Here is a 23,382-nt window from a genome sequence, read left to right on the forward strand (position 1 = left end):
TGAATTTTTAACAAGTTGTCCTTCACCTTCTCTCATCCGGACTATACCGTCGGCCTTGGAATTTCACCAAGTCAGTCCCCGTCTATACAGACTGGGAGTCGCGGGCTTAGATACACGTACATATCCTCACCGCCGGTAGGGAATTTCACCCTGCCCCGAAGGTTCAAATCTTATTTTGTTTGTTTATTTGGTCCAAATAACGCTTAACGTTGAAAGTGATGTTAACACCGAAAAATAAAAAAAGCAAGGATTTTCATCTCTGCTTCGCTCCAATCATATATTTTTCACTCAGATATATACCAAGTTCTTCTCGAATTTATTTCACGCTGCGCTCTTAAAAGAATACGTAAGGCCTTATCAATTTCATCCTCTGCTCGTCTCAGTTTGTCTACCGAGACACTACGCTTAGAGGCTCCCAGTACATCTATCGCTTCGTTAATTTTGTCACTAATTTCTTCTCTTGAGACTCTCGTCATACCATTTCTTCCCTCCCTTGCGCTCGGGCTTCTCATATATCTATTATTCACTACTTCTGTTTCCTGAATTTCAAATAAATTCCTAGGATCTTCTTTCCTCACTATTTCTTTTTCCATTGTATCTTTACTCGCTTTTTCTTTCTTTGCTATTTCTTTTTTCACTGCTTCTTTCTTCACTATTTCTTTCTTCACTGGCTCTTTCTTCGCTGTTTCTTTCTTCACTTGTTCTTTCTTAGTTGGTTCTTTCTTCACTGGTGCTTTCTTCACTGCTTCTTTCTTCACTGCTTCTTTCTTCACTACTTCTTTCTTCACTGCTTCTTTCTTCACTGGCTCTTTGTTCACTGCTACTTTTTTCGGCATTACTTTCCCCCCCCCCATTTCCCCCATACTATATCTTATGCTTATGAGAGAAATGACGATTGGGTATATACCGACACGCATGATATATAAACCTAATAGTCAAACAAACCATATATACAAACACACAAGTAGTAGATACAAAAAGAAAAAGGGTCTCCAGCTGTCTTATATATCTGACAGGGATACCCTTTAAAGTGTCGAATGACGTCGTTTTAAAAAAAGAAATATAACAACGCCTATTACAATTCCAACGAACGAAAACAGCATAGGCAGCCAAACTGGACCCCATAAGATACCGAAAGGTTGAAAGACATCCGAGTAAATGATACCTACCGTCCCCAGAAAAGCCCCTAATACAAAAGGAATATACGCATACTCTGCAGTATCTCCTGCGTCTTTATAAGCATCCCAAATACCAAACATGTAGAGACAAGGGTAAAACATTAGCCAATGATAATCGGCTTGCTGGATGGCCTCTTGAATGTTTCCTTTGAAACTGTCGATAATAATTTGATTGAGATCTGACATATAATTCACGATAAATTCCAATATAATCAACGTAATTCCTTTTATATATTTCCCGTTTAAAAACTGACCAAACCCAGGGAGTGCGATGCTCCATAATAATTTCTCAATTTTAGTGGATTTGTGCATAGTTGTTATTTAGCAGTCGGTGATTTGCCGTACTTGCAATGAACTCAGGTGAAGGCACCTTGCTATGGGATCGTTCCTCTACAAAATTTCCTCCTCTTACTTCAGGCGTAATCCTTTTTAATAAACCTACAAACCCTCTGATCGTAAACAAAGTAAAGTTAATTGATGCAAATGTATGAAAAACAGACCAAGATTTCCATCTAAACAAATCGGTTTTCCTCTCTAAAAACCATTGAAGCAAAGTCATTGGTACACTAAAAAATAGACTTCTCGTGATGAGTTCAAGCGGTTTGCTTTGATAAGACGATCTTACCCAAACTACAGTTAAAAGCGGATAAAATAACAGATCGTACAAAATATTGGTATCAAATACTTTGGCGAAAGGACGAACGGGGTACGATATCTTTCCTTTTTTAATAAAGAAAGAATCTATCGAACTTGATAAAACGCACTTCGTGAAGAATACAGTCAGATACATGAGCAGGTTATTACGTTTCAAAACGAATGGGGCTGCTGCTAATGATGAGGCAAATAAAATCCGCAATAATATCTTTTCCATACAATTTTCCCCCTTTAATTGCTTCTTCCTTTACCTGTAGTGTGGATAAAATAACAGCCTATTATTCATGAAAGGAATAGTCAGCGAACCAAAGAAAATAAAGAGCTGCCGCGGGCAGCTCTTTTTATGTTTGAGTGACATTTGTATAATAGGGGATAGATAAAATACACCTCTAGTTAGACAGGATGGTAATGGATGAACGATAAAATTGTAATGCCGGTATGGACGATTGGCTTGTTCATCGTTGTTATGAATACGACGATGTTCAATGTTTCAATCCCTAGTATTATTCAAGATCTTGGCATCACGGCAGATCTCGGATCATGGGTGATTTCAAGTTACTCCATCGGATATGCCTTATCGACCGTTATTTACAGTAGGCTCTCAGATGTCTTACCGATTCGTAAACTGCTGATCGTGGGGCTATTGGTGTTAGGACTTTCATCGATTTTCGGATTATTTGCCAGGGAATTTCATGCTTTACTCATGGCTCGTATACTTCAGTCTGCAGGTGCAGGGGTGATGGCTGGCCTTGGTTTGGTTCTGGCAAGTCGATATATTCCAATTGAAAGACGCGGGTCAGCTATCGCCATGATTTCCGCGGGGAGTGCTATGGCTTTCGGGCTCGGTCCGATCGTTGGCGGTTTGATTAGCGAATACTTTGGTTGGAACGGGTTGTTCGCAATCACTTGTCTGGTTTTGGTCATTCTTCCGATACTTGTACGTTTACTTCCCAAAGAAAATGCGACATCCTTTCGATTCGACATATTGGGTGCTCTCTTAACCATCGTGAATGCAACTACGCTGCTGTTAGCTGTGACGCAAGTTTCAGCCGCCTGGCTTGTCGCCAGTTGTCTTTCGTTGCTTGTACATGCTTGGCACTTGAAACGAATGAACAATACGTTCATTAACCCTGAACTATTGAGAAATCCAACTTATCGTAAATTGGTTACGATCGGGTTTTGCATCTTAGTGTTGAACCTTGGTAATTTATTTCTAATGCCGTTGGTGTTAGCCAAGGTGTTCGATCAATCGGCTATGATGATTGGCTTAACCATTGCGCCAGGGGCCATTCTGTCGGCCTTCTTGACACGATTCGTCGGTAGATGGATAGATCGATACGGCAATCTACGCTTTATGTTTATAGGGCATTGTATTTTAGCTTTAGTGATGATTGCCTTTTATGCCACTCTTGGCGCTTCGCCACTTGTTATACTTTTGGGATATCTTTGTTTTTCGCCTGCTTTTTCAGCAACGATTGCATCTTTGAACAACGAGACCTCACGTATTCTTCCAAAATCATTAATAGGCTCTGGTATGGGACTTATGCAGCTTATCCAATTTTTTGGCGGTTCAATTTCGGTAGCGGTTTGTGGAATATTACTCGAAATTCAAAAGAATACGCCACTTCCTTATTCCTTCAAACACGTTTATGGCCTTTTATTTTTGGTAGGTCTGAGTTCACTGGGCATGTTGCTGTGGTACAAGCTTACTGCACCTGTTGTAGTTTCAAACGGAGATAAATGATAGTTTATAATTCCATAATCTACCTATACCATAAGAAAATCAGACTTGATAAATCCTTTTCTAATTGGACAATCTAATTTTTAGAGGTGATAGAGATATGAACATAACTCAATTAAAACTAACTTCAACGGAAATCGGAGCTTTGTGGGGGCAATATGTAAATGAATCTATGGTACATCAAGTAAATAAATATATGCTTTCAATTATAGAAGATACGTCCATTAGAGAGGTTTTTGACGATGCAATAAAAATATCTGAGAATCAAATGCAGCAGGTTTCGACTTTTATTCTTAATGATGGATTTCCATTACCCATAGGGTTTACAGAAGCAGATCTCAATCCCAATATTGGAAGGTTATTTTCCGATATTTTCTGTTTGGATTATTTGTATCTCATGACCATACATGGTTTAAACGGTCATATATATTCGCTTACTACATCAGTTAGAAAAGATTTAAGGGATTTTTTTGATTCCTGTTTAACGGATGGAAAAAATATGTACCAACGTACCGTTGATTTATTACTTGAAAAGGGACATTTTCAAAGAGACCCGTATTTCTTCCCCCGTGCAAACCCAGAGTTTATTGATAGCAAAAAATATCTCGATGGCTTTTGGGGAGATAAACGTCCTCTTTCAGCCATAGAAATAGGTAATATTTCCCTTAACTTAAAGAAAAGTATTATGGCAAAAACACTTGGAATTGCATTTAGTCAAATTGCCGGATCCAAAGAAATAAGGAAATTTCTAACAGATGCCGTTCAAACGTCAAATGACCACATTCAATTGCTAAGTAAAAAACTAAAAGATGATAATTTACCTGTTCCGATGTCATGGGAAACTGAAATAACCGAATCTACAGATTCACCGTTTTCAGATAAACTTATCATGTTTCACACTGGTTTTTTGTTTCTGACTTCTCAATCCTATCACGGATTAGGACTAGCGGGTTCCATGAGGTCTGATCTAATTCTTGATTATGAACGAATCATTCTTAAAGATCTAACTGTAGCAAAAAATTGGTTTGATCTCATGATAAAACATAAATGGTTAGAACAACCTCCCATTGCACCAAACAGAAAAGAAATTGCTAAAGACCAATAATATCCACTTAATAAAGCCCTCTTTGTTGGTGTTCCAAGAGGGCTTTACGGTGTTTATTTTTTATTTATATTTTATATATATCATTGTTTCATAGCTATCGATCCATAGACTGGATGAATCTTTCCCAGAGCGACGGTCGTCTCTTCCGGTTCGATAGATCACATTTTTACTGTCCTTAATAACATCGCCTGCTAACGCGTCATTATCAAATTGAACAAACAAAGCATCCTTTGACAAGTTAACTATGATCAAATACTCACTATCCTCGTATTGCCTCATGTAAGATAAAACCTGCTCTTCAGAGTTGCGAATGAACATTAATTCTCCCATCCAAAAAGCTGGATTATTCGTCCGAAGATGAATCAGAAATTCATAGTGCTCGAACATATCCCTATCAAATTGATCCCAGTTTAGCTTGTATTCATCAAATAAAGATGTCCACGTTTCTAACGTACTCTCATTAAATTCCTGCCCCATCATAATGAATGGAACACCTTCAAGCGTCAGCAAGATAGAAGCTGCCGCTTTTGCAAGCTTTTCGCCAAAATAGTCACATGCTCTCGATGTTTCTTTTTCCTCCAGCCAAATCATTCTTAGCGCATTTCTTGGAAAGCTGTATTTATAAGAGTTGTAAATGGTTATAAAATCGCTCTGTGTGATTGTCCCATCAATCATATCACGTATCAGAATGCGGGGACTGCCGTCGTAGGTCAAGTCACAAGATTCAATATGATGATACTCATCGTAGGACTGTGAGATCAGGATGAGATCCGCTTTTACTTCTTGCAGCGCATGCTTGATTTCAGAGAGAAAATCAAAGGGAGTAAGGTCCGAATCGTCCAAACGAATACCGTCAAAATCAAACTCGACTATCCAGTATTTCATAGCCTCAATGACATATTTCCACATCTCACGGTTACTAAATTCTAGCCCGGCGAAATACGCCCGATTAGGCACATCATAATAGATCTCATCTTGTTCATTTCGTGTAAAATATTCCGGATGGCTTCTTGTCATAATGTGATCCACACTTGCGCGGTTCAACACCCAATCCATAATGACTTTGATCCCATTCTCATGAGCTTTACGAATAAATGAGAGTAGATCTTCTTTGGTTCCGAAGCTGGGATTAATGGAATAAAAATCTTTTACCGCATAGGGGTCGCCATATTTACCTAATCTTCCTTCAAATCCAACTTCGTTGAATGGCATCAACCACAGCGTATTTATTCCCATTTTTTTGAAATAGTCGATTTTATCTGTGAGTCCATTAAAACCATTTTCGGTAAACGCCCTGATATGAAGTTCATAAATCACCGATTTTTTAATCCATTCGGGACTTTGGATAGCCATAAAATTTTCATGCATATATCCAGGTTGTTCTTTGGAAATCTCATGGGTTCTGATCAATACTTCTCCTTGCTCAGTAACCGTAATAGCCGAGTTATTTTGCCCATCTTCCGACACACTCGGATTCAATGGGTCTAGTATCCACACTTCCCCATTCACTACATATTTATAAAGATGTCTTCCCTTAGGTATCGCTAATTCAATCTCCCAACCTTTACCTTTCTCCATTTTGTTCATGTAGTTTCTATCGCCGTTCCAGTTATTAAAGGTCCCTGCCAAGGCGACACTATCAACTTCAATATCTGTGTAATAAACAAATCGTACGCCATGTGATCCTTTTGTCGGAAAGTCAGGTAACATTGTATGAGCTCCTTCCTATTATTCTCTACTCCTATAGTAGCTGTAACGAAACAGGCTGCCCATATCCGATTCCACTCAATTATGATGCTATTCTGTTGTGATCATTGGGCCCAAGGCAGTAGTTTCATGAGTTCGGGCTATCATGGTGTCTTTAAAGCTTTTAGGGGAACATTGATGGAGTCGTTTAAATAGTTTGTAGAAGTGGGAAATGTTCGGTAAGCCGACCTGTTCAGCAATCTGAGCAATGCTAAGATCTTCGGTCAAAAGGAGACGTTCGGCATATTTGATTCTGCGATGAATCACATAGTCTGTGAAGGAAATGCCCATGATCTGTTTGAAATATTTAAGGAAATAGGTATAGCTGAAATTAACGAGGTGACATGCTTGCTGGGCGGTTATTTTATCGGATAAATGGGCTTCCACATAATCGAACACTGACTTTAAGTTGGAGTCGTTTATCGATCGGCTTGGTCCTAACAATCCCATGTTGTCATGACGTAATAATAAAAAAATACATTTCTTTACCAAATAGTTCATTGCGAGCTCATAGCCCCTCTGCCTCTGCTGATGTTCTTGCTGCAATTCAATTACCGTGCTGTAGAATTGCTGCCGCAATTCCGAATTCTCCTTAAACAATGTGTTTAGTTTGACTGAAGGCAGCATCGCCTCCTGAAACAAATATAGGTATGGCAGCATATTGGAATCAAAGAATGCTTCAGGCTCTAATTGTAGCACGACATAATCAACCACCTCGTTCTGTCTTCTCAGATCGAGATGGGGCTGACAAGAACCCAAAATCAGTACATCTCCCGCTCGCAAATGGCATACCTCTGCCGGCATATGGATTTCCATTCTACCGGATCGAACAGCAATAATCTCTACTTGAGGATGGACATGCCATCCATGCTGGCATATTTCCATGCTATTAAAGCAGCGCACTTGAATACGAAGGAGAGGGTCATTATAATGAATCGGCTCTTTAAATAAGTTCATATCGTTTCTCCAGAACAGAATGTATGTTAAAAAGGCTTTCTGCTTCGTTTCTAATAGAATAGAATTGTATCAAATTAATAGACGGGGGTGTAGGTGTTAAAAAATATTTATTATTATTCCACTATCTGATAGCAAAATAAGGCTGCGCGCGGCAGCCACAAACTAAGTCTTTTTATTGGATTTGTATTTCTTATTTCCGCTAGAATCTACTAGAGATGAAAACTGTTTATACAGCGCCCCGTTTTGAAACCCGATTTACCTGTAATCCTTTTCGGTTAAAGTAAAAGATTTTAAATCCAATACACACAAGTGCCAACATAATAAATAATAAGCCGCTCCATATAGTCCCTTTCATGCCTGTAGTGGTAATAAACCACCCACCTGCTAACGAACCGATGGACACACCCAGATTGATGAAGGAAATATACAGCCCAGTGGCAAATTCAGGAGCTTCCGGAGCTTCCGAAGTTAACCATATCTGGGTTACGATGAGTCCACTGGTATGAGCTGCTCCCCACAAAACCATAACGACAATGATAGGCACAATGGATTTTCCCCCCATATAAAGCAATAAGAAAGAGATGGCTAATACGATCGGATGGAAAACAGTCGTTCTGACCTTGTTTTTACCAATCAGTCTCCCTGCCAGCAAGTTGCCGGCCACTCCCCCAACACCGAAAATGACAAGCATGACGCTAATGATTTCCCCACTCAACCCCATCACTTGTTCCAAGTATTCGGCAGCATAGCTATAGACCGAAAACATAGCGGCAAATATGAACGTTGCAGCTCCAATATTGATCCAAAGGGGGACTTTACGCAATATACCGAGCTGTTCCCCGTAAGAAACTTTCTCGAATTTGGACGATTTCGGAAGCATGATGGCGATCCCCACACTAGCAGCGGTGTTTACAACGGCACAAAATATAAAAGCGGCCTCGAATGAGAATTGATCTACGAGATAGGTTGTTATCGGAATTCCAAGTACCATACCCATACTAGTACCAACAAATGCTTTCGCAGAAGCCTGAGTGGATTTTTCCTTTGGATAGAGCGAAACTGCAGCTGCAAAGGCCAAGGAAAAATATACGGGATGGAACAATGCCGGGATAATCCGAAGCGCCAGCAAAACATAAAAATTAGGAGCATAAGCTGATAATAAACTACTTCCAGCAAAAATGAGTAAAGACACTATCATTACTTTTTTATGATTATATTTAGAAAGAAGCAGTACCATAAAGGGACCACATAGTGCTATAACAAGCGCAAACACCCCAACTAGCATGCCGGCCTGAGACGTACTGACATTGTAACGCTCCGTAATAGCTGGTAATATTCCGACAACACCAAACTCAATGGTATACACGCCGAATAAGCCCATAGCGATAAAGAATATTGGGTTTATCTTCAGTTCATTCATTCCTTCCTGATCCCGTCATAAACGGCTTCACAAAGATCAACGGTAAACTGGCCTGACATGCCTTCCAGTGCTGTATTAGTAAACGCTATGACACTTAGCTGCTTCTCAGGATCAACGAACCAGGAATGCCCATAGGTACCACCCATGCGCCAGGTGCCCGGTGATTCTGGAGTGTCTGCGGCAATTGGATCCTTGAGCAGCGTAAATCCTAGGCCAAAGCCTCGCCCTGGCCAAAAGGCCATTGGCAGATCACCAATCTGGTTGGTAGTCATCTCACGAACCAGATTCTCCGGCAGCAGGGGTGCTCCGCCCTTGCGTAAAGCTTCCAGCAGCAGGAATAAGTCGCCGGCGCTCCCGACCATGCCGGCTCCTCCGGAGTGATAGGCCGTATCGTCAAGTGCCCGACCAGGGGCAAGCCGGAAGCCAGCCGTGCCTTCTATAAAATCAATGCTATCGTGATCACGCATAGGCCGTGGCTCAGGCACAGCATTGGCATAGGCCGTCGCAAGTCGATCTGGATCGACTGCTGTAAATCCTGTGTCGTCCATGCCAAGCGGCGCTGTCACTAGCATACGAATGGCTTCGCCAAGAGGTGAATCTGTAACCTTCGCAATCACGGCGCCTAGAACATCAGTCGCGATTGAATATTTCCACTGGGTGCCTGGCGTGTAGAGGAGCGGAACAGAGGCAATACGGCGCAGGTTCTCTTCTAACGTGATACCTGCCTGATCCATGCCATCCGATACCCAAGCGCGATGATAGGGACCATTCTCTTCCTGGAAAAAGCGGTAAGTTAGCCCCGCCGTATGCGTCATCAAATGCCGAATCGTCAATGTCGCGAATTCACCGCTCTCCAAACGTGGGCGAAACTCTGGAAGCCAACGATCAACGGGGTCGTCAAGTCGTAAGCTGCCTTGTGAAACTAGTACCATCGCAGCTGTTGAAACGATAGGTTTGGACACAGAAGCAAGCCTAAATAAGGCATTTTCATGTATCGTCTGGTTCTTTTCACGGTCTGCAAAACCGGCAGCGCGGTTATAAACTAGTACCCCGTCTATCGCCACTTTAATGACAGCGCCAACCAACCGTTTATCGGCAAGGGTACGATCGATTACTTCATCCATGCGTGCTTGTAATCGATCAGGATTCATTTTGTTTGCATTCAACTTATTCATTGATATTCATCCTCTCTGAATAGTAAAGATTTGATCACTTCACTATTGTTAGTTTATTATATTAATTAAGCGACTTGCTTTACATAAGGTATTCAAGTTATGTCTCCCCTTTAACAAATAAAAACGAGTTAGTTTTTAAAGAAAACCTTAAATTTAAAGGAGCCGATTTCGATGGACCATGTTGATAAACAAATCCTTTACTATCTTCAAAACCAAGCAAGAATATCAATGACGGAACTTGGCAAGTGTGTCGGGTTATCACAACCCGCAGTAACGGAGAGAGTAAGACGTATGGAGGAAAAAGGGATCATCAAGGAGTATCGCACCATGATTTCCCCGGAGAAAATCGGGAAACAAGCTTCCGCCTACATCCTATTTCGTACTAGGGATTGTCATGCATTCCTTGATTTTTGCCGCTCATCCTCCGATGTCGTCGAATGCAACCGCATAAGCGGAGAACACAACTACTTATTGAAAGTAATGACCGACTCCACACGGTCTCTCGAAGAGTTCGGCAACCAATGTGATAAATATGGGACGTATACGATTCTAATCGTGATGTCATCACCAATCGAGCCTAAATTTCTTATCCCATCGCTTGAAGAAGCAAATTTACTTGCGGAGGGAACGTAGAAGCGTTATTTAGACGAAAAACACCCGAAATCATGAGGAAGAGGAACGACGATGCGTTATTTCGCGTTTTCGTGCCTCCGGATCGTTCTTTTTGATCAAATAGAGTACTCACGTTCCCCTTATTCAATTTCATAAGCAGATTTCCTGAAATAACGGATCGACGTTCCGCTTACTAGAGGTCGGGTGACCTTCCCTTGCAGTCGACAGAAAACAAAAAAAATGAGGAGGCAAGAATAACCCTGCCACCTCATTTTTTTCTGTGCCCTTAAGTGAAATTATTTACTTTCGGGACAGCTCCTAGCATTTAAATTGTTCAGCATGCAACTTAATCATCATCTAATCTTCAGAAATAACCTCAAAAGATATTCGACTCAGCTCAGTATTCATCGTTTCCCCCAAATAGATAATATCGTAAGATCCCACTGGAAGATTCAGATCAGTGAATATGATTTCCCCATCCGGCTGACTAGCCAAATTGCTTTTAATATGCGCTATGGGAGTAATAGGCTGCGTCTCACTCGGTAAAGCACCTTTCGGGAAAATACCGAACGCATCTTCTCTCAATGACCCCGTGTAAGTAACTTCAATCAAATCGCGAGTCCGATAAACGGTCTTGTCTATCTGCATTGTCGGGTTACCAAGCGTCAGATCAGGATCGACTTCAGGGTCCACTTTCGGAATTAACGAAGGAAGTGTTATTGAGAAAGTGGCATCTTCAATCCACGTTTTAGCGAGAAAGTCCCTTCCTTTTACAACTACTTTATGATCATAAACCTCTACGAAATATCCCTGGGAGCCCGCCTTCTCCACATCCTCATCCGTCCATAAGTAGGCTGTGGAGGCTGCATTAAACATCGTTGCATACTTTGAGTTGTACATGGTATCTGCCGAGCCCAGTTCCCAATGGGTATGACCCGTAAATACAATCGTTTGCGGATGTTTAGCTAGTATTGTCTTAAGCTCCTTGTCCTGTCGAATACCATGCCAACCGAACTTGTTTTGTGACCCTGAAACTGTATTTTTCAAAGGTTGATGAACGAAAATAAAGGACGGTTTATGAGCCTCATCGTGCTCCGATAGCTTTAGATCTAACCACTTAAGCTGCGTCTCTGATAAATATGAAGAGTCTTTTAACCCTTTCTCTGTCCCTAGGAAAATAAAAAGATAGTCGTTCATCCAAAAATCGTAATACTTTTTATCAATCCCCGTACTTGTTGTAAAATAAGACATTTGACTATCAAAGTCCGCCCAACGGACATCATGGTTGCCATAAGTAAAATAGATGGGGGGCAGCCCCTCAATATGATCATTAAAAATTTGAGTCATCGTCTCAAACTCTTTTTGCTTGCCATTGTTAGTCACATCACCAATATGCATAATTCCTAGACTATCGGGCGAAGTTGCCCTGATATCCTGTAAGGCCTGAATCAAATTTTGCGAATGTACACCTTCTATATCATCTTCAACATGTGTATCTGTAATGACGATGAATTTGACTCTCGGCTTTTCGTCTTGACCCTCATTTAAATACTCCGCCATTTATTTCCCGCCTTTGAGTTTTTGGTGCTTTTCGATCCTATCGAATATGACCTCACTTTTGATGGGTTTGCTGATGTAATCATCCATTCCTGCTTCAAGACATTTTTCACGATCGCCTTTTAAAGCGTTAGCTGTCACAGCAATTATGTAAGGGACTTTCTCTTGCGGTATTGTTTCTTTGATCTGTTTGGTGGTTTCCAGACCATTCAGGACAGGCATCTGGACATCCATAAAAATGATATCGTATGTTTCGTAAGCAAGCGCTCGAATAACCTGATTGCCATTTTCGGCAATACTAGTGAAATGCCCCATCTTTTCAATCATTTTTTTTAATACGATCTGATTAATTTGATTATCTTCGGCTATTAAAATTTTCAAAGGTTTTTGAACAAATGCAATCTCTTGGATAGAAGAGTCTTCTAGATACGATACCTCTTCTTTAAACCAAACAGTAAATACAAAAGTCGCACCAGGTTCGTCCGTTTCTTCAAACCAAATATCTCCACCCATCAACCCAACAATTTTTTTACTAATAGCTAAGCCTAATCCTGTTCCTTCGGATTGTCGCGTCATGAAACTATCCAATTGCTTCAACTCTACTTTTTTGCGTTCCGTAATGTCCTGTGTAGTTCCATTCATTTTGACAGGCTTTCCATTCTCGTCAAATGTTACTGAAACACGAACTTGCATATACTTAATAGTTCCATCGAGCTGCAGATTGCGAAATTCCGAGCTAATCGTTGTACCTTGTATGGCTTGATCAATGAATTCATGAAATCGTTGTCGATCATCTGGATGAATTAAGAATGCTAGATCCGTCGGATCGGATGGCAAATTATTTTTGAACAAGTTATAAATTTGGTAAAATTCTTCTGAGAATGTGATCTTATTATGAAGAATATCCAATTCCCAACTGCCAAGCATCGCAATATGCTGGGCCTCTGCAAGATTATCCTGGTATTTCTTTCGCTCTGTAATATCCCGCCCTATCCCTAATACCTTCTGTAGATTTCCTTGATCATCTCTGATGAGTTTAATCGCAGTCTCAAACCAAATATACGTACCATTCTTATGGCGTGAACGATAGGTAATTACCTCATTATCTGAAAAAGGTTCAGATCTTATTTTTTCTAAGTCTTCAGGATGATTTAATTCAGAACTATCTTTTCCGATCAATTCTTCTGGCTCATAACCCAATAAATCATGCACGGACGGTGATAAATACTCGATCTTACCATCTGGATTCACTAAAGTAATAATATCTTGAGCATTTTCTAAGATAAGTTCATACAATTCTTCAATCTTTAAAAGCTTTTGTTCAGTAGCTATTTTATCTGAAATATCGATGATATGAACAATAAAGTATAGTGGTGTTCCTTGTTTTTCGTCACGAACCAAAGAGAGCCTTACAGACGCCCGAATAAGGTTACCGTTTTTCTGAATACAACGCTTTTCTAACTCATAGAGTAGTGAATTTCCATTCAATACCTCTTCGATTAGTGCATTAATTTTATTCAAATCATCAGGATGGGTTATTTCCTTAAGTGTAAGTCCAATTGCTTCTTGCTCCGTATAACCCAGGGTTGGATAGAAGGATGGATTGACCCTCCTGATAGTTCCATCTAGGGACACCAACGCTATAGCATTTGGAGCAAAGGTATATACTTGTTGATAAACAGAGTCGCGATCGAAATCTACCTTAGGCATTTGAAAACCTCTAGTCGTCAATGTACCCCCTATTTCTACTATAAATGCTATTTAAATATAACATGACTTTTATAATGAACTGAGATTGTCATTATCTTTTACTTAGAAATTCACAATTTGCCTTCACGTATTGTTCTCCAGTAGTACTTACAACAATATCGTTATCATGGGATTGAATGATGACATTTTCACCTATTTGTTCACCGTGTAAAAAGATCGAGATCGGCTGTCGAAATACCCGCATTCTTTCAAAGTCTGAAGGTTCTATCAGTTTGCGTTGTTTTGGCATGTTTTTCTCCTTTTAAGATATATGTTATTACATTATTGCATAAATAAGGATCCGATTGCAGGTCCTATCAAAAAGGACCTTCTCAATTGTCTGAAAAGACAAAGGAAAGTCCTTTTTTATACGGCCAAGACTAGTCTGATTTGCTAGTTAAAACGTTGCCCAAGATTGCTTGATCGTTTGGACGGTTTCACCCGATTTAACCGCTTGGGTGATCATCATGCCCAGGTAGTGGTCTTGAGCCGCTTCCGCGAGGCTATAAAAACTGGGTCCACCTTGCACGTATTCACCCATCTTTTGCAAACAAGTAGCAATTGCGATTTCATCGTCCGACAGACGGCCTGGCTGGAAGGGATTTCGATAAGCCCATTTATCGCCAGCCAAAATACCCTTGTGATAATACCCTTCGAGGTTGCCGTTCTCCCCGGCATTCAACCGTCTTAGCTCAAGTTGAATAGGCGTGCGGAAGTCCTGCAAATAAGCAATTCTCGTATTATTAATTTCTCCCTTATTTCCTCGTACAAGCACTCTCTCAGAACGAATCCATGAGAAGTACTGATCACCGGTAAAATCAAATACACCTAACTTGTCCCCGAACTCGAGGTGTGCGATCACTTGATTAGAGATCGCGGTCTGCTCCTGGGCTGGATTACCCTCGCGGTTAGGTCCGCTAATAATCGGAGATGAGAACCCGAAGCCTCGAATTTGCGCATTATTCAAATCGAATACCCAAGAGACTGCGCATGATGCTGATCCCATGGTAGCCATGGGCAGCTGAGACTTGCGCTTGGCTTACAGTACCCAGCAAGCCGGACTGTACGATGGCAATTCGTGCTGCATGCAGCGGCTGGAAGGCATATTGCTCCGCCACCTGTACCTTGGCGTCCGGTCCAATGTCTTGATAAAGCAGATTCAATTGCTCCAGATCAGCCGCAGGAGGTGTTTCGGAAAGAACGGGAACTCCTTCACGTACGAGTTGTTTGATCAATTCCGGAGTCTGTGAGACAGGAACCGAAAGGACAACAAACGAAGGTGTTGTTTGCTTCAATAAATCCTCGGTTGAGCGGAACGTCGCCACTCCCCATTGTTCCTCAAACGCACGCCCTTTCTCTTCATTGCGTACGACAACACCGCTAACTGTAAACTGATCCGGAAGCGCTCGTACGATGCGCATAAAAAACTCTGCACGCCAACCGCCGCCGACTATACCGAATATGATAGCCACACTGATTCCTCCCCATTTAAATGAAACATTCCACAACTATTGTATGACATAAATACAAGTAGTGGCATGTAATTGTTTATGCTGCCTTGTTATTTACACGCCTTTCTGCAGTATCTTGAAAAATAAAGAATAGACTGCCGAAAGATTCGGCAGTCCTAGTATCGTTCATACTAGCCTTATGGCAAACAGCTATTATTAGCTGTTTGCCCCGCTAAGTCTAGCTAAAAACAATCTTGTTCTATCTTGTGCAGGATGATTAAACAAAGAATCGGGAGCACCCTGCTCAATAATACTGCCATCGTTCATAAAGACAACAGTATCCGCTACTTCCTTAGCGAATTGCATTTCATGCGTAACAATCATCATAGTCATACCTTCCACGGCCAAGTCCTTCATGACTTTAAGCACTTCCCCCACAAGCTCAGGGTCTAAGGCGGAAGTTGGCTCATCAAATAAGAGCACTTCAGGATCTATGGCCAATGCTCGGGCTATACCTACCCGCTGCTGTTGTCCTCCGGATAGCTGATGCGGATAAAAGCTAGCCTTGTCCTCTAAACCGACTTTCCTGAGCAGTTCAACCGCTTTGCTTTTAGCCTCTTGTCTGCTTCTTTTCTTCACAACGACCTGAGCTGCCGTGACATTTTGTAATACCGTTAAATGAGGAAATAAATGATAGGACTGAAAAACCATCCCTGTCTTTTTCCTTAAAGCGAGGATCTCACTCTGTTTTGGCTTATCTATTTCAGTAAATGTAAGCTGAGCGTTCCCTACCTCAATCGTGCCTTTATCAGGAATTTCTAGAGCGTTAATAGAACGAAGCAAGGTAGATTTCCCGGAGCCCGAGGGACCGATGACAACCATCACTTTGCCTCTCTCTAAGGCAATATTGATACCTTTTAACACCTGCTGTGAACCGAAGGTTTTGAATAGATTGTTGATTGTAATCATACATCCACCACTATCTAGCCGTATGAAGGTCAAACTTTTTCTCCAAACGACCTTGAATATTTGAAAGAATTGTACTAAGCACCAGATAAATGAGTGCAGCTTCACAATAAAGCAATAAGGGTTCATAAACGGTAGCCGTAATTTGCTGAGCTTTTTGAAACATTTCCGTCACCGTGACAGTAGCTGCGAGTGAGGTGTCTTTCACCAAACTTATGAACGAGTTAAAAAGTGATGGAATCGAAATACGAATTGCTTGGGGCAATATGATGACCCGCAGCGCTTGAAGCTTAGTCATTCCGAGCGAATAGGATGCTTCCCATTGTCCTTTTGGTGTCGAGAGCAGAGCTCCACGAATAATCTCAGATCCATAGGCGCCAACACTTAAGGTAAATCCTATAACAGCTGATGGGAAAGCATCCAGTGTAATCCCGATACTTGGCAGTCCATAAAAAATAATAAACAACTGCACCAGCAAAGGCGTGCCCCGAATAATCCACACGTAAAAACGTGCTGCCTGAACAAGAGGTTTAATATCGGAAATACGGATTAATGCGGTTACCAAGGCAAGACAAAGCCCCAGTGTAAATGAGATTAAAGTCAAAGGTACAGTAAAAGCAACCCCTGCCTTAAGCAGGGGAAGAAATGAGTCTATGAAGATTTGCCATTTTCTATCGTCCATGTTAGATAACCCTACTTCGATACGTCTTGGCCAAAGTATTTTTCAGAAATTTTGAGATAAGTTCCATCTTTCTTCAAATCAGCCAATGCTATATTGATCGCATCAACGAGCTCTTGATTGCCCTTGTTTAACAAAACGGCACTTTGCGATGCTTCCTTGGTCTCATCGACGACTTGAATAGCTACATCCGGTTTTTGTTTTTTCAAATCCAGGTAAGACAGCCCATCATTAATGGTGGCATCAATACGTTTGGACAGCAGCAGATCGATGGCTTGATTAAATCCGTCGGTTTGTACAATCTCTGCACCGTTGGATTTAGCAATTTCGGTTAAGTTGCTTGTTAATGATTGCCCTGCTTTTTTACCTTTCAAATCCGTTATTTTTTTAATATCTTTATTGTCTTTGTGTACAATCAAAACGGCTTTAGACACGATATAAGGATCTGAGAAATCGTATTTCACTTTACGATCTTCTTTAATGGTAACTTCGTTCACGACAATATCAAATCGTTTGGAATCCAGCCCAGCAAACATGCCATCCCATTTGGTTTCGATGAATTCGGCTTGAACACCAATTTTCTTAGCGATTTCTTGAGCAATTTCTACATCGAACCCTGTTAATTTCCCATCCTTGTCATGGTACGTGAAAGGTGCATAAGTCCCTTCCGTTCCTACGCGAATTTTCCCATTTGCTTTGACCGTATCCAACAAGGTTTGAGTTGCTTGTCCGGGTGTTTCTTTCGCCGCAGCTTCTTTGGTTGCTGCCGCAGTTGGAGATGGTTTATTAGCCGTTTCTTTTGTTCCGCATGCAGTAAATATAAGAGAGCTCGCTAGAAGTATCATGCCCGCCGATAGATATTGTTTTTTCATTTGAAGACCTCCATGTTGTTATTTGAACTTTTGTCATCTTATCACTACTAACTTTATTCAGTCAAGAAATATTCCTACTATTTCAGTTGGATTAATTGCTGTACTAATGTCTCTGAAGTTTCAGAGTATAGGGGATTCCGAATTAATACTATTGTGAGACAGCCCCTTTTTCTACTCTCATTCCCGCCAATACATGTGACGCCCACTTAAGTCTGCTCTCCCCGTACTAGTGCCGCACCTATCCGATTTTCTTTCGGACCTGCTTCCTTACTGCTGCATAGCGCAGTCATCATCCCCCCAATGTTCACGGCATGACCTCCAAAAAAACCGGCAATAAGCGTGCCAATCCCTGAAAGCACAAGCGTCTGGTTAACTGGGGGCTGATAGTCATTTTTCTTCAAAGCAGCTAAAGCCACTGCAATATCAGTTGTCAAAATCAGAACGGCAATCGGAATCGCAATCGAGAAGAAACTGTGAACGGTGAATGAAGGAATAATGATTTGAGGTATGGCAAACTCTGCAGCCTCTGGTACTGCCGGAAAATCATACCCGATGAAAAGTCCCAAGACGCCAAAGAGTATCACCCCTAGTAACGGAGGGATTGATTTCGAAATTTTGGGTGCGATAAAAAAACCTAAAATGGCCATCCCGCCAATAAGAGGTGATTCCATAAACGCCGGAATAATGAAGCCGCCTGCCAATTCATTCAGAGTAAATTGATCGATAACCGTCAACGCAGACATAACGCCGGTCGATAGGTTTTGTGTATTCAGAGCTGACATATACTCCCCAATCTATCCTATTGTTTTTTTCTATGAAAAGGTGACTACTCATTTACATAATAGTAGCTTAGCCTCATGGGTAAGTAACCACCCAATTTCGAGATTTCTTTCCCAACCAATCCTGCCATTTCTTCGCATCTCATCCGTCCTCTCCATTCCTTAGATGATTCAAGAAATACCAAACACTCTTGGACAGACGCTCGGCAGGCCGTGTAATAACACTCGCTACCACAGGTATTGGTGTGAACGTTGTCCAAGGCAGCAACTTCCCATAAGATAGCTCTAAACTAGCTGCTGACTCCAAGATCACTCCGTACCCCATTCCCTGCATAACAAATTGTTTTACAGTCTCGGTGGAATCAAGATGCATGATCTCCATATCCCATATATCGTTTATGGGTAAGGATACAACATCTCGAGGAACGATCATCTTTCGGCTATGGAATGACAACGAAGGTTGAATACCTATCAATCGCTCCTGAGCGAATGGTGTGACTCGAAATGAAAAATGGTCGTCTGGTGGCTGCAGCGTCATTCCGATATCAATGCTGCCCATTCTGACTAATCTCGCAATTTCCTCATCCGTTCTTGTTTGCAGTTCTATGATGATATCGGAATAAGTTTGAGTAAACGAATACATGATTTTCGGTAACAAATATGCCGCGACTACATGGGAAGCAGCTACAATGATCTTGCCTCGATTCCCTCGCCGATATTCCTCCATTGCCCGATAAATCTGTCCTTCCAAGGACAGCATGGACTCTGCATACTCCATCAGAGTAAGTCCTGCATCCGTCACAGCGATATCCCGGCCAACAACCGTAAACAGGGGAACTCCTACTTCCTGCTCCAAACGCTTTAGCTGCATGGAAATCGCAGGTTGGCTCACATAGGTTTCCTTTGCAACTTGAGTAATACTCCCCTTTTTAATAACCTGAATGAACAAGGACAAGTGTTTAGTATTCATGAGCGCCCCCAAATATATAACTAAAATGTTATGATTATATAATTTTAATGGTATTTGTATTATAGATCAAATCATGTCATTCTATAGTCATTCTTTGAAGGGAAGTGTTTTCGCCATGAATATCCAAGAAATAAGAGACCAATTCCCGATTTTAAAACAGCAAGTTAATGGACATCCTCTGGTCTATTTAGATAGTTCGGCCACATCCCAGAAGCCCTATGCTGTCATTGAAGCGCTACGGGATTATTATACGAATTACAATTCCAACGTTCATCGCGGTGCACATACGCTAGGTTCATTAGCTACGGATGCATTTGAGAATGCCAGAGATAAAGTCAAATCGTTTATCCATGCCAAGGAGTCGGCAGAGATCGTATTTACTCGCGGAACTACCGCTTCATTAAATCTAGTAGCCCAATGTTATGTGAGAGAGTTTCTTAAAGAAGGCGATGAAATCTTGATTACCTTAATGGAGCACCACAGCAATCTCATCCCTTGGCAGCAGGTGGCTAAAAAAACGGGCGCAACACTTCGCTATATTCCCATCCAACCTGATGGCACTATTCGCTTAGAGGATGTGGAGGAAGCTATCACTTCGAAAACCAAATTCGTATCCATAACCCATGTTTCCAACGTCATGGGAACTATTCATCCGTTAAAACAAATTGCAGCAATTGCCCACCGGCATGGGGCCGTGATTTGCGTTGATGCGGCTCAAAGCGCACCACATCTTCAATTGGATGTTCAAGATTTGGATTGTGACTTTATGGCCATTTCCGGTCATAAGATGGCGGGCCCTACCGGCATAGGTGTTCTGTATGGCAAGAAAGCCCTCTTGGAAAAAATGACGCCTTACGAATATGGCGGAGAAATGATTGATCATGTGGACTTATACGAATCCACTTGGAAGGAGCTTCCTTGGAAGTTTGAAGGAGGAACGCCGAATATTGCAGGCGCTATCGGACTAGGTGCCGCAATCGATTTCCTGCAACAAATCGGGTTAACTAACATTCGTCAGCATGAGAATCAACTAGTCAGCTATGCATTGGAACAGCTTTCATTGATTGAAGAAATTTCGATCTATGGCCCTAGGCAGCCTGAACTAAGAAGTGGCTTAGTCACCTTTAATGTGGCCGACGTTCATCCCCATGATCTCGCAACCGTTCTGGATTCGGAAGGAATTGCCATTCGAGCGGGCCATCACTGCTGTCAGCCTTTGATGAGATGGCTAAACGTGTCATCCACAGCGCGTGCAAGCTTTTATATTTACAATACGGAAGAAGATATTGATGCTCTCGTGAAGGGCTTAAAGCGGGCAATTTCTTATTTCAAATATGTATCTCAATGACACTGTGATGGAATAAAGGGTTATTGCACAGCCAATTCCATGGAATGTTTTCCAATTATTACGCGAATAATAATCAGACCCTTTCTCCATTCTTTCACATTTTATCCCAGCCATTATCAAAAGATTAGCGAGTTTGTCAAATATTCTACTCGAGAGTTAAACAACGAATTCGTGAACTGTATTATACTATGGAATAAATTGATATTTCTAAAAGATGGTGGTATACATGCGCAAACCTGACCGAACGAGTAAAAAACCTCTCTATCAACAGATCTCAGATGAGATGGAGAGGAGTATCATACATGGCGAATATCCGCCCGGAAGTTTCTTGCCTTCTGAACGTAAGCTTGCCGAACGACTGGAAGTAAACCGAAGCACCGTCGTACAAGCCTATGAGGAATTACGTGCAAGGGGAATTGTCGAAAGTATCAGCGGAAGCGGTACCATGGTCAGCAACCATATTTGGGGTATTAGGCCCAATTTAACACCCAATTGGCGCCAATATGTAGAAGGAGGTACATTTGCTCCCAATCTTCCGTATATCCGCCGGGTCCGTGAGGTTCTACGTGAGCGAGAATCGATCATTGACTTTGCTAGTGGCGAGTTATCTGCCGACTTATTCCCCAATGATGCGATAAAGCAATTAATGAGGGACATTCCTTTCGATGCCTACTTAGGATATGACGATCCGAGTGGGTATTTGCCGCTTAGAGAGACACTTGTAGGTTTTCTGGAGGAAAGATTACGTATTCGAGCGACAGAAGCTTCCATCCTTATCACCTCGGGCTCACAGCAATCTCTGTATTTGATTATGCAATGTTTGTTAGCTCCTGGGGATGCGGTTGCTATTGAAGATCCGTCTTATTACTATTCTTTGTCCATGTTCGAATCTGCCGGGCTCCGCATTTTTCGCTTACCCGTAAAAGAAGATGGCATCGAACCCGAAAACATTATGGCGTTGTACCGCCAACATCGCATTCGCATGATTTTTTTGAATCCGAACTATCAGAACCCAACAGGGACGATCCTTCATGCATCTAAAAGAGAAGCCTTGCTGAAGATCGCTGCTGATCTCGGTATACCCATCGTAGAAGATGATCCTTTCAGCCTTACTTCCTTTGACCATCGTCCTCCTGATACGTTGAAATCCATCGATACTCACGGTTCCATACTCTACGTCGGTTCCTTATCCAAAGTTGCAGCTTCAGGATTACGGATCGGTTGGTTGGTTGCTCCCCAGGCAGTCGTACAACGATTAGCTGATGCTCGCCAGCAAATGGACTTTGGCCTAAGCATTGTCCCACAGTGGCTTGCTAATAAATTTCTGGGATCGGAATTGTTTGATAAACATACAAACTTCCTAAGAGACTCCCTTTCTCTGAAGCAGCATCTTATGATTCGATCCCTTCAGCAAGAGTTACCCGATCAAATCAGCTTTACTCCCGCTCGAGGAGGTCTAAATATATGGTGTACCATCAAGGATAAGCTTGACGATCAGAAGCTATTGGAGGAAGCGATAAAACGAGGGGTTGTGTTTATGCCCGGAACCGTATTTGGCTCTGAGCCCGGACATCTGAGATTAAGCTTTGCTCGTCCCTCTATGGATGAGATCGCTCCTGGCATATCCAAACTAGCTCAGGCTTTTCATGCACTAACACAGAAATGTTAATAGGATTGTGAAAGCTGCCCTTCGCTATTTACATAGGAAGGGCAGCTTATTATTGATCTGCGGGGTACAACACAAAAGCAAATAACGGCTTAAAAACTTGTTCTTCCAGCCCTTGACATTGCAGCTTAACCCTAATACAATAACAAATGTAAGTAAGTACTTGCATTAAAGAAGGGTAGATCAATGAGCAACAATCCAAGTACGAGTGATAAACTTCTGTTAGCAACAATCGATCTCATGGCAGAAAAAGGGTATGATGGTACGACTACTAAGGAAATCGCTGCTGTTGCCGGAGTGAACGAAGTCACGTTATTTCGTCATTTCGGAACGAAAGAGAAGCTGCTAGCGGCTGCCTTCAGCCGTTATCACTATGCCTTAGAGATGACTAAGCTTTTTAACGAATCTCTGACGGGCGAGCTGCATGAAGACCTTCTTTTAATTAGCCAAAAATATCATTATCTCATGAATAGGAATAGAAAACTGTTTCAGATCATTCAAAAAGGAAGCAGCAGTCTCCCTCCAGAAGTATATCAGGAGGCCCACCGTCATCCTCAGGAACTTAGGAAGCTTTTAACGAATTATTTGGTTTCCATGTCTGAGCAAGGTAAAGTGATCACTTCAAAACCTGACATACAGGCATATGCTTTCATGTTGATGAATCATGGTGCATTCAATAGCAACTTATCCCCCATAGATTTGGATGAATTTATCGAGGAAGGCGTGCGGTTATTCGCTAGGGCATTAACTCCCTAGC

23 protein-coding genes and 1 riboswitch are annotated in these 23,382 nt (G+C 41.7%); of the genes, 6 read left to right on the top strand and 17 right to left on the bottom strand.

Translation table 11 applies throughout. The annotated features are described in order from the left end of the window. Positions 1–20: 20 nt before the first annotated feature. Positions 21–167, bottom strand: a riboswitch (FMN riboswitch). 117 nt (positions 168–284) lie between these two features. The 3 genes from QFZ81_RS22715 to QFZ81_RS22725 all read right to left on the bottom strand — a co-directional run bounded on the left by QFZ81_RS22715 (position 285) and on the right by QFZ81_RS22725 (position 2,049). Next, the gene (locus QFZ81_RS22715; RefSeq protein ID WP_307604841.1) at positions 285–836 is read right to left on the bottom strand and encodes a hypothetical protein; all 552 of its coding nucleotides are present in this window, start codon (positions 834–836) and stop codon (positions 285–287) included. A gap of 189 nt (positions 837–1,025) precedes the next feature. Next, on the bottom strand, positions 1,026–1,394 hold the full coding sequence (locus QFZ81_RS22720) for a hypothetical protein (RefSeq protein WP_307441228.1): 369 nt from the start codon (positions 1,392–1,394) through the stop codon (positions 1,026–1,028). Between the two features lie 79 nt (positions 1,395–1,473). Then, a complete protein-coding gene (locus tag QFZ81_RS22725; RefSeq protein WP_307441226.1) occupies positions 1,474–2,049 on the bottom strand; it encodes a CBO0543 family protein in 576 nt (191 codons plus the stop codon). Between the two features lie 195 nt (positions 2,050–2,244). On the opposite strand from QFZ81_RS22725, the gene QFZ81_RS22730 reads away from it, so the two are divergent. Then, complete coding sequence (locus tag QFZ81_RS22730; protein WP_307441224.1) at positions 2,245–3,576, top strand: MFS transporter; 1,332 nt, start codon at positions 2,245–2,247, stop codon at positions 3,574–3,576. Positions 3,577–3,673: 97 nt separating this feature from the next. Then, positions 3,674–4,678, top strand: coding sequence for a DUF3231 family protein (locus QFZ81_RS22735; RefSeq protein WP_307441223.1), 1,005 nt, complete (start codon positions 3,674–3,676; stop codon positions 4,676–4,678). A gap of 60 nt (positions 4,679–4,738) precedes the next feature. Here the strand turns inward: QFZ81_RS22735 and QFZ81_RS22740 are convergent, their stop codons facing one another. From QFZ81_RS22740 to QFZ81_RS22755, 4 genes are all read right to left on the bottom strand, one after another. Further along, positions 4,739–6,388, bottom strand: a complete 1,650-nt coding sequence (locus QFZ81_RS22740) for an alpha-amylase family glycosyl hydrolase (RefSeq protein WP_307604843.1) — start codon at positions 6,386–6,388, stop codon at positions 4,739–4,741. Between the two features lie 87 nt (positions 6,389–6,475). Then, the gene (locus QFZ81_RS22745) at positions 6,476–7,381 is read right to left on the bottom strand and encodes an AraC family transcriptional regulator (RefSeq protein WP_307604845.1); all 906 of its coding nucleotides are present in this window, start codon (positions 7,379–7,381) and stop codon (positions 6,476–6,478) included. Positions 7,382–7,607: 226 nt separating this feature from the next. Continuing rightward, positions 7,608–8,801, bottom strand: coding sequence for an MFS transporter (locus tag QFZ81_RS22750; RefSeq protein ID WP_307604847.1), 1,194 nt, complete (start codon positions 8,799–8,801; stop codon positions 7,608–7,610). Continuing rightward, positions 8,798–9,976: a serine hydrolase domain-containing protein gene (locus QFZ81_RS22755; RefSeq protein ID WP_307441219.1), complete on the bottom strand. Its 1,179-nt coding sequence runs from the start codon at positions 9,974–9,976 to the stop codon at positions 8,798–8,800. The genes QFZ81_RS22750 and QFZ81_RS22755 overlap by 4 nt, the downstream gene beginning before the upstream one ends. 171 nt (positions 9,977–10,147) lie before the next feature. On the opposite strand from QFZ81_RS22755, the gene QFZ81_RS22760 reads away from it, so the two are divergent. Beyond that, positions 10,148–10,609: an Lrp/AsnC family transcriptional regulator gene (locus QFZ81_RS22760; RefSeq protein ID WP_307604849.1), complete on the top strand. Its 462-nt coding sequence runs from the start codon at positions 10,148–10,150 to the stop codon at positions 10,607–10,609. A 336-nt stretch (positions 10,610–10,945) separates the two neighbouring features. On the opposite strand, the gene QFZ81_RS22765 is transcribed toward QFZ81_RS22760, so the two are convergent. From QFZ81_RS22765 to QFZ81_RS22810, 10 genes are all read right to left on the bottom strand, one after another. Further along, a complete protein-coding gene (locus tag QFZ81_RS22765; RefSeq protein WP_307604851.1) occupies positions 10,946–12,148 on the bottom strand; it encodes a metallophosphoesterase family protein in 1,203 nt (400 codons plus the stop codon). Then, positions 12,149–13,855, bottom strand: coding sequence for a PAS domain S-box protein (locus tag QFZ81_RS22770; RefSeq protein ID WP_307604853.1), 1,707 nt, complete (start codon positions 13,853–13,855; stop codon positions 12,149–12,151). It lies immediately after the preceding gene. 91 nt (positions 13,856–13,946) lie between these two features. Next, on the bottom strand, positions 13,947–14,144 hold the full coding sequence (locus tag QFZ81_RS22775) for a hypothetical protein (RefSeq protein ID WP_307441213.1): 198 nt from the start codon (positions 14,142–14,144) through the stop codon (positions 13,947–13,949). Between the two features lie 147 nt (positions 14,145–14,291). Beyond that, positions 14,292–14,861, bottom strand: a complete 570-nt coding sequence (locus QFZ81_RS22780) for a hypothetical protein (RefSeq protein ID WP_307604855.1) — start codon at positions 14,859–14,861, stop codon at positions 14,292–14,294. Further along, positions 14,854–15,366, bottom strand: a complete 513-nt coding sequence (locus QFZ81_RS22785; protein ID WP_307604857.1) for a Gfo/Idh/MocA family protein — start codon at positions 15,364–15,366, stop codon at positions 14,854–14,856. The genes QFZ81_RS22780 and QFZ81_RS22785 overlap by 8 nt, the downstream gene beginning before the upstream one ends. Before the next feature lie 195 nt (positions 15,367–15,561). Next, positions 15,562–16,314, bottom strand: coding sequence for an amino acid ABC transporter ATP-binding protein (locus tag QFZ81_RS22790; RefSeq protein WP_307604859.1), 753 nt, complete (start codon positions 16,312–16,314; stop codon positions 15,562–15,564). 10 nt (positions 16,315–16,324) lie between these two features. Then, positions 16,325–16,993 (bottom strand): amino acid ABC transporter permease, encoded by a 669-nt coding sequence (locus QFZ81_RS22795; protein WP_307604861.1) that lies wholly within the window; start codon positions 16,991–16,993, stop codon positions 16,325–16,327. A gap of 11 nt (positions 16,994–17,004) precedes the next feature. Continuing rightward, complete coding sequence (locus tag QFZ81_RS22800; RefSeq protein ID WP_307441209.1) at positions 17,005–17,862, bottom strand: amino acid ABC transporter substrate-binding protein; 858 nt, start codon at positions 17,860–17,862, stop codon at positions 17,005–17,007. A gap of 206 nt (positions 17,863–18,068) precedes the next feature. Then, positions 18,069–18,644 (bottom strand): benzoate/H(+) symporter BenE family transporter, encoded by a 576-nt coding sequence (locus QFZ81_RS22805; RefSeq protein ID WP_307604863.1) that lies wholly within the window; start codon positions 18,642–18,644, stop codon positions 18,069–18,071. A 139-nt stretch (positions 18,645–18,783) separates the two neighbouring features. After that, the gene (locus QFZ81_RS22810; protein WP_307604865.1) at positions 18,784–19,611 is read right to left on the bottom strand and encodes a LysR family transcriptional regulator; all 828 of its coding nucleotides are present in this window, start codon (positions 19,609–19,611) and stop codon (positions 18,784–18,786) included. A 115-nt stretch (positions 19,612–19,726) separates the two neighbouring features. On the opposite strand from QFZ81_RS22810, the gene QFZ81_RS22815 reads away from it, so the two are divergent. The 3 genes from QFZ81_RS22815 to QFZ81_RS22825 all read left to right on the top strand — a co-directional run bounded on the left by QFZ81_RS22815 (position 19,727) and on the right by QFZ81_RS22825 (position 23,381). Further along, positions 19,727–20,959, top strand: a complete 1,233-nt coding sequence (locus tag QFZ81_RS22815; RefSeq protein ID WP_307604867.1) for a cysteine desulfurase — start codon at positions 19,727–19,729, stop codon at positions 20,957–20,959. Positions 20,960–21,185: 226 nt separating this feature from the next. Then, complete coding sequence (gene pdxR / locus QFZ81_RS22820) at positions 21,186–22,628, top strand: MocR-like pyridoxine biosynthesis transcription factor PdxR (RefSeq protein WP_307604869.1); 1,443 nt, start codon at positions 21,186–21,188, stop codon at positions 22,626–22,628. Between the two features lie 183 nt (positions 22,629–22,811). Beyond that, positions 22,812–23,381 carry a TetR/AcrR family transcriptional regulator gene (locus tag QFZ81_RS22825; RefSeq protein WP_307441203.1) on the top strand — a complete coding sequence of 190 codons (570 nt, stop codon included), beginning with the start codon at positions 22,812–22,814 and terminating at the stop codon, positions 23,379–23,381. Position 23,382: the final 1 nt, after the last annotated feature.

Source organism: Paenibacillus sp. V4I9, assembly GCF_030817295.1.
GTDB lineage: Bacteria > Bacillota > Bacilli > Paenibacillales > NBRC-103111 > Paenibacillus_E.

Bases quoted from the DNA above. Each gene is read 5' to 3' on its own strand.
- QFZ81_RS22815 (WP_307604867.1), top strand. From the start codon at position 19,727: ATGAATATCCAAGAAATAAGAGACCAATTCCCGATTTTAAAACAGCAA.
- QFZ81_RS22810 (WP_307604865.1), bottom strand. From the start codon at position 19,611: ATGAATACTAAACACTTGTCCTTGTTCATTCAGGTTATTAAAAAGGGG.
- QFZ81_RS22740 (WP_307604843.1), bottom strand. From the start codon at position 6,388: ATGTTACCTGACTTTCCGACAAAAGGATCACATGGCGTACGATTTGTT.
- QFZ81_RS22770 (WP_307604853.1), bottom strand. From the start codon at position 13,855: ATGCCTAAGGTAGATTTCGATCGCGACTCTGTTTATCAACAAGTATAT.
- QFZ81_RS22755 (WP_307441219.1), bottom strand. From the start codon at position 9,976: ATGAATAAGTTGAATGCAAACAAAATGAATCCTGATCGATTACAAGCA.
- QFZ81_RS22800 (WP_307441209.1), bottom strand. From the start codon at position 17,862: ATGAAAAAACAATATCTATCGGCGGGCATGATACTTCTAGCGAGCTCT.
- QFZ81_RS22795 (WP_307604861.1), bottom strand. From the start codon at position 16,993: ATGGACGATAGAAAATGGCAAATCTTCATAGACTCATTTCTTCCCCTG.
- QFZ81_RS22805 (WP_307604863.1), bottom strand. From the start codon at position 18,644: ATGTCAGCTCTGAATACACAAAACCTATCGACCGGCGTTATGTCTGCG.
- QFZ81_RS22825 (WP_307441203.1), top strand. From the start codon at position 22,812: ATGAGCAACAATCCAAGTACGAGTGATAAACTTCTGTTAGCAACAATC.
- QFZ81_RS22775 (WP_307441213.1), bottom strand. From the start codon at position 14,144: ATGCCAAAACAACGCAAACTGATAGAACCTTCAGACTTTGAAAGAATG.
- QFZ81_RS22790 (WP_307604859.1), bottom strand. From the start codon at position 16,314: ATGATTACAATCAACAATCTATTCAAAACCTTCGGTTCACAGCAGGTG.
- QFZ81_RS22725 (WP_307441226.1), bottom strand. From the start codon at position 2,049: ATGGAAAAGATATTATTGCGGATTTTATTTGCCTCATCATTAGCAGCA.
- QFZ81_RS22715 (WP_307604841.1), bottom strand. From the start codon at position 836: ATGCCGAAAAAAGTAGCAGTGAACAAAGAGCCAGTGAAGAAAGAAGCA.
- QFZ81_RS22765 (WP_307604851.1), bottom strand. From the start codon at position 12,148: ATGGCGGAGTATTTAAATGAGGGTCAAGACGAAAAGCCGAGAGTCAAA.
- QFZ81_RS22735 (WP_307441223.1), top strand. From the start codon at position 3,674: ATGAACATAACTCAATTAAAACTAACTTCAACGGAAATCGGAGCTTTG.
- QFZ81_RS22750 (WP_307604847.1), bottom strand. From the start codon at position 8,801: ATGAATGAACTGAAGATAAACCCAATATTCTTTATCGCTATGGGCTTA.
- QFZ81_RS22730 (WP_307441224.1), top strand. From the start codon at position 2,245: ATGAACGATAAAATTGTAATGCCGGTATGGACGATTGGCTTGTTCATC.
- QFZ81_RS22745 (WP_307604845.1), bottom strand. From the start codon at position 7,381: ATGAACTTATTTAAAGAGCCGATTCATTATAATGACCCTCTCCTTCGT.
- pdxR (WP_307604869.1), top strand. From the start codon at position 21,186: ATGCGCAAACCTGACCGAACGAGTAAAAAACCTCTCTATCAACAGATC.
- QFZ81_RS22760 (WP_307604849.1), top strand. From the start codon at position 10,148: ATGGACCATGTTGATAAACAAATCCTTTACTATCTTCAAAACCAAGCA.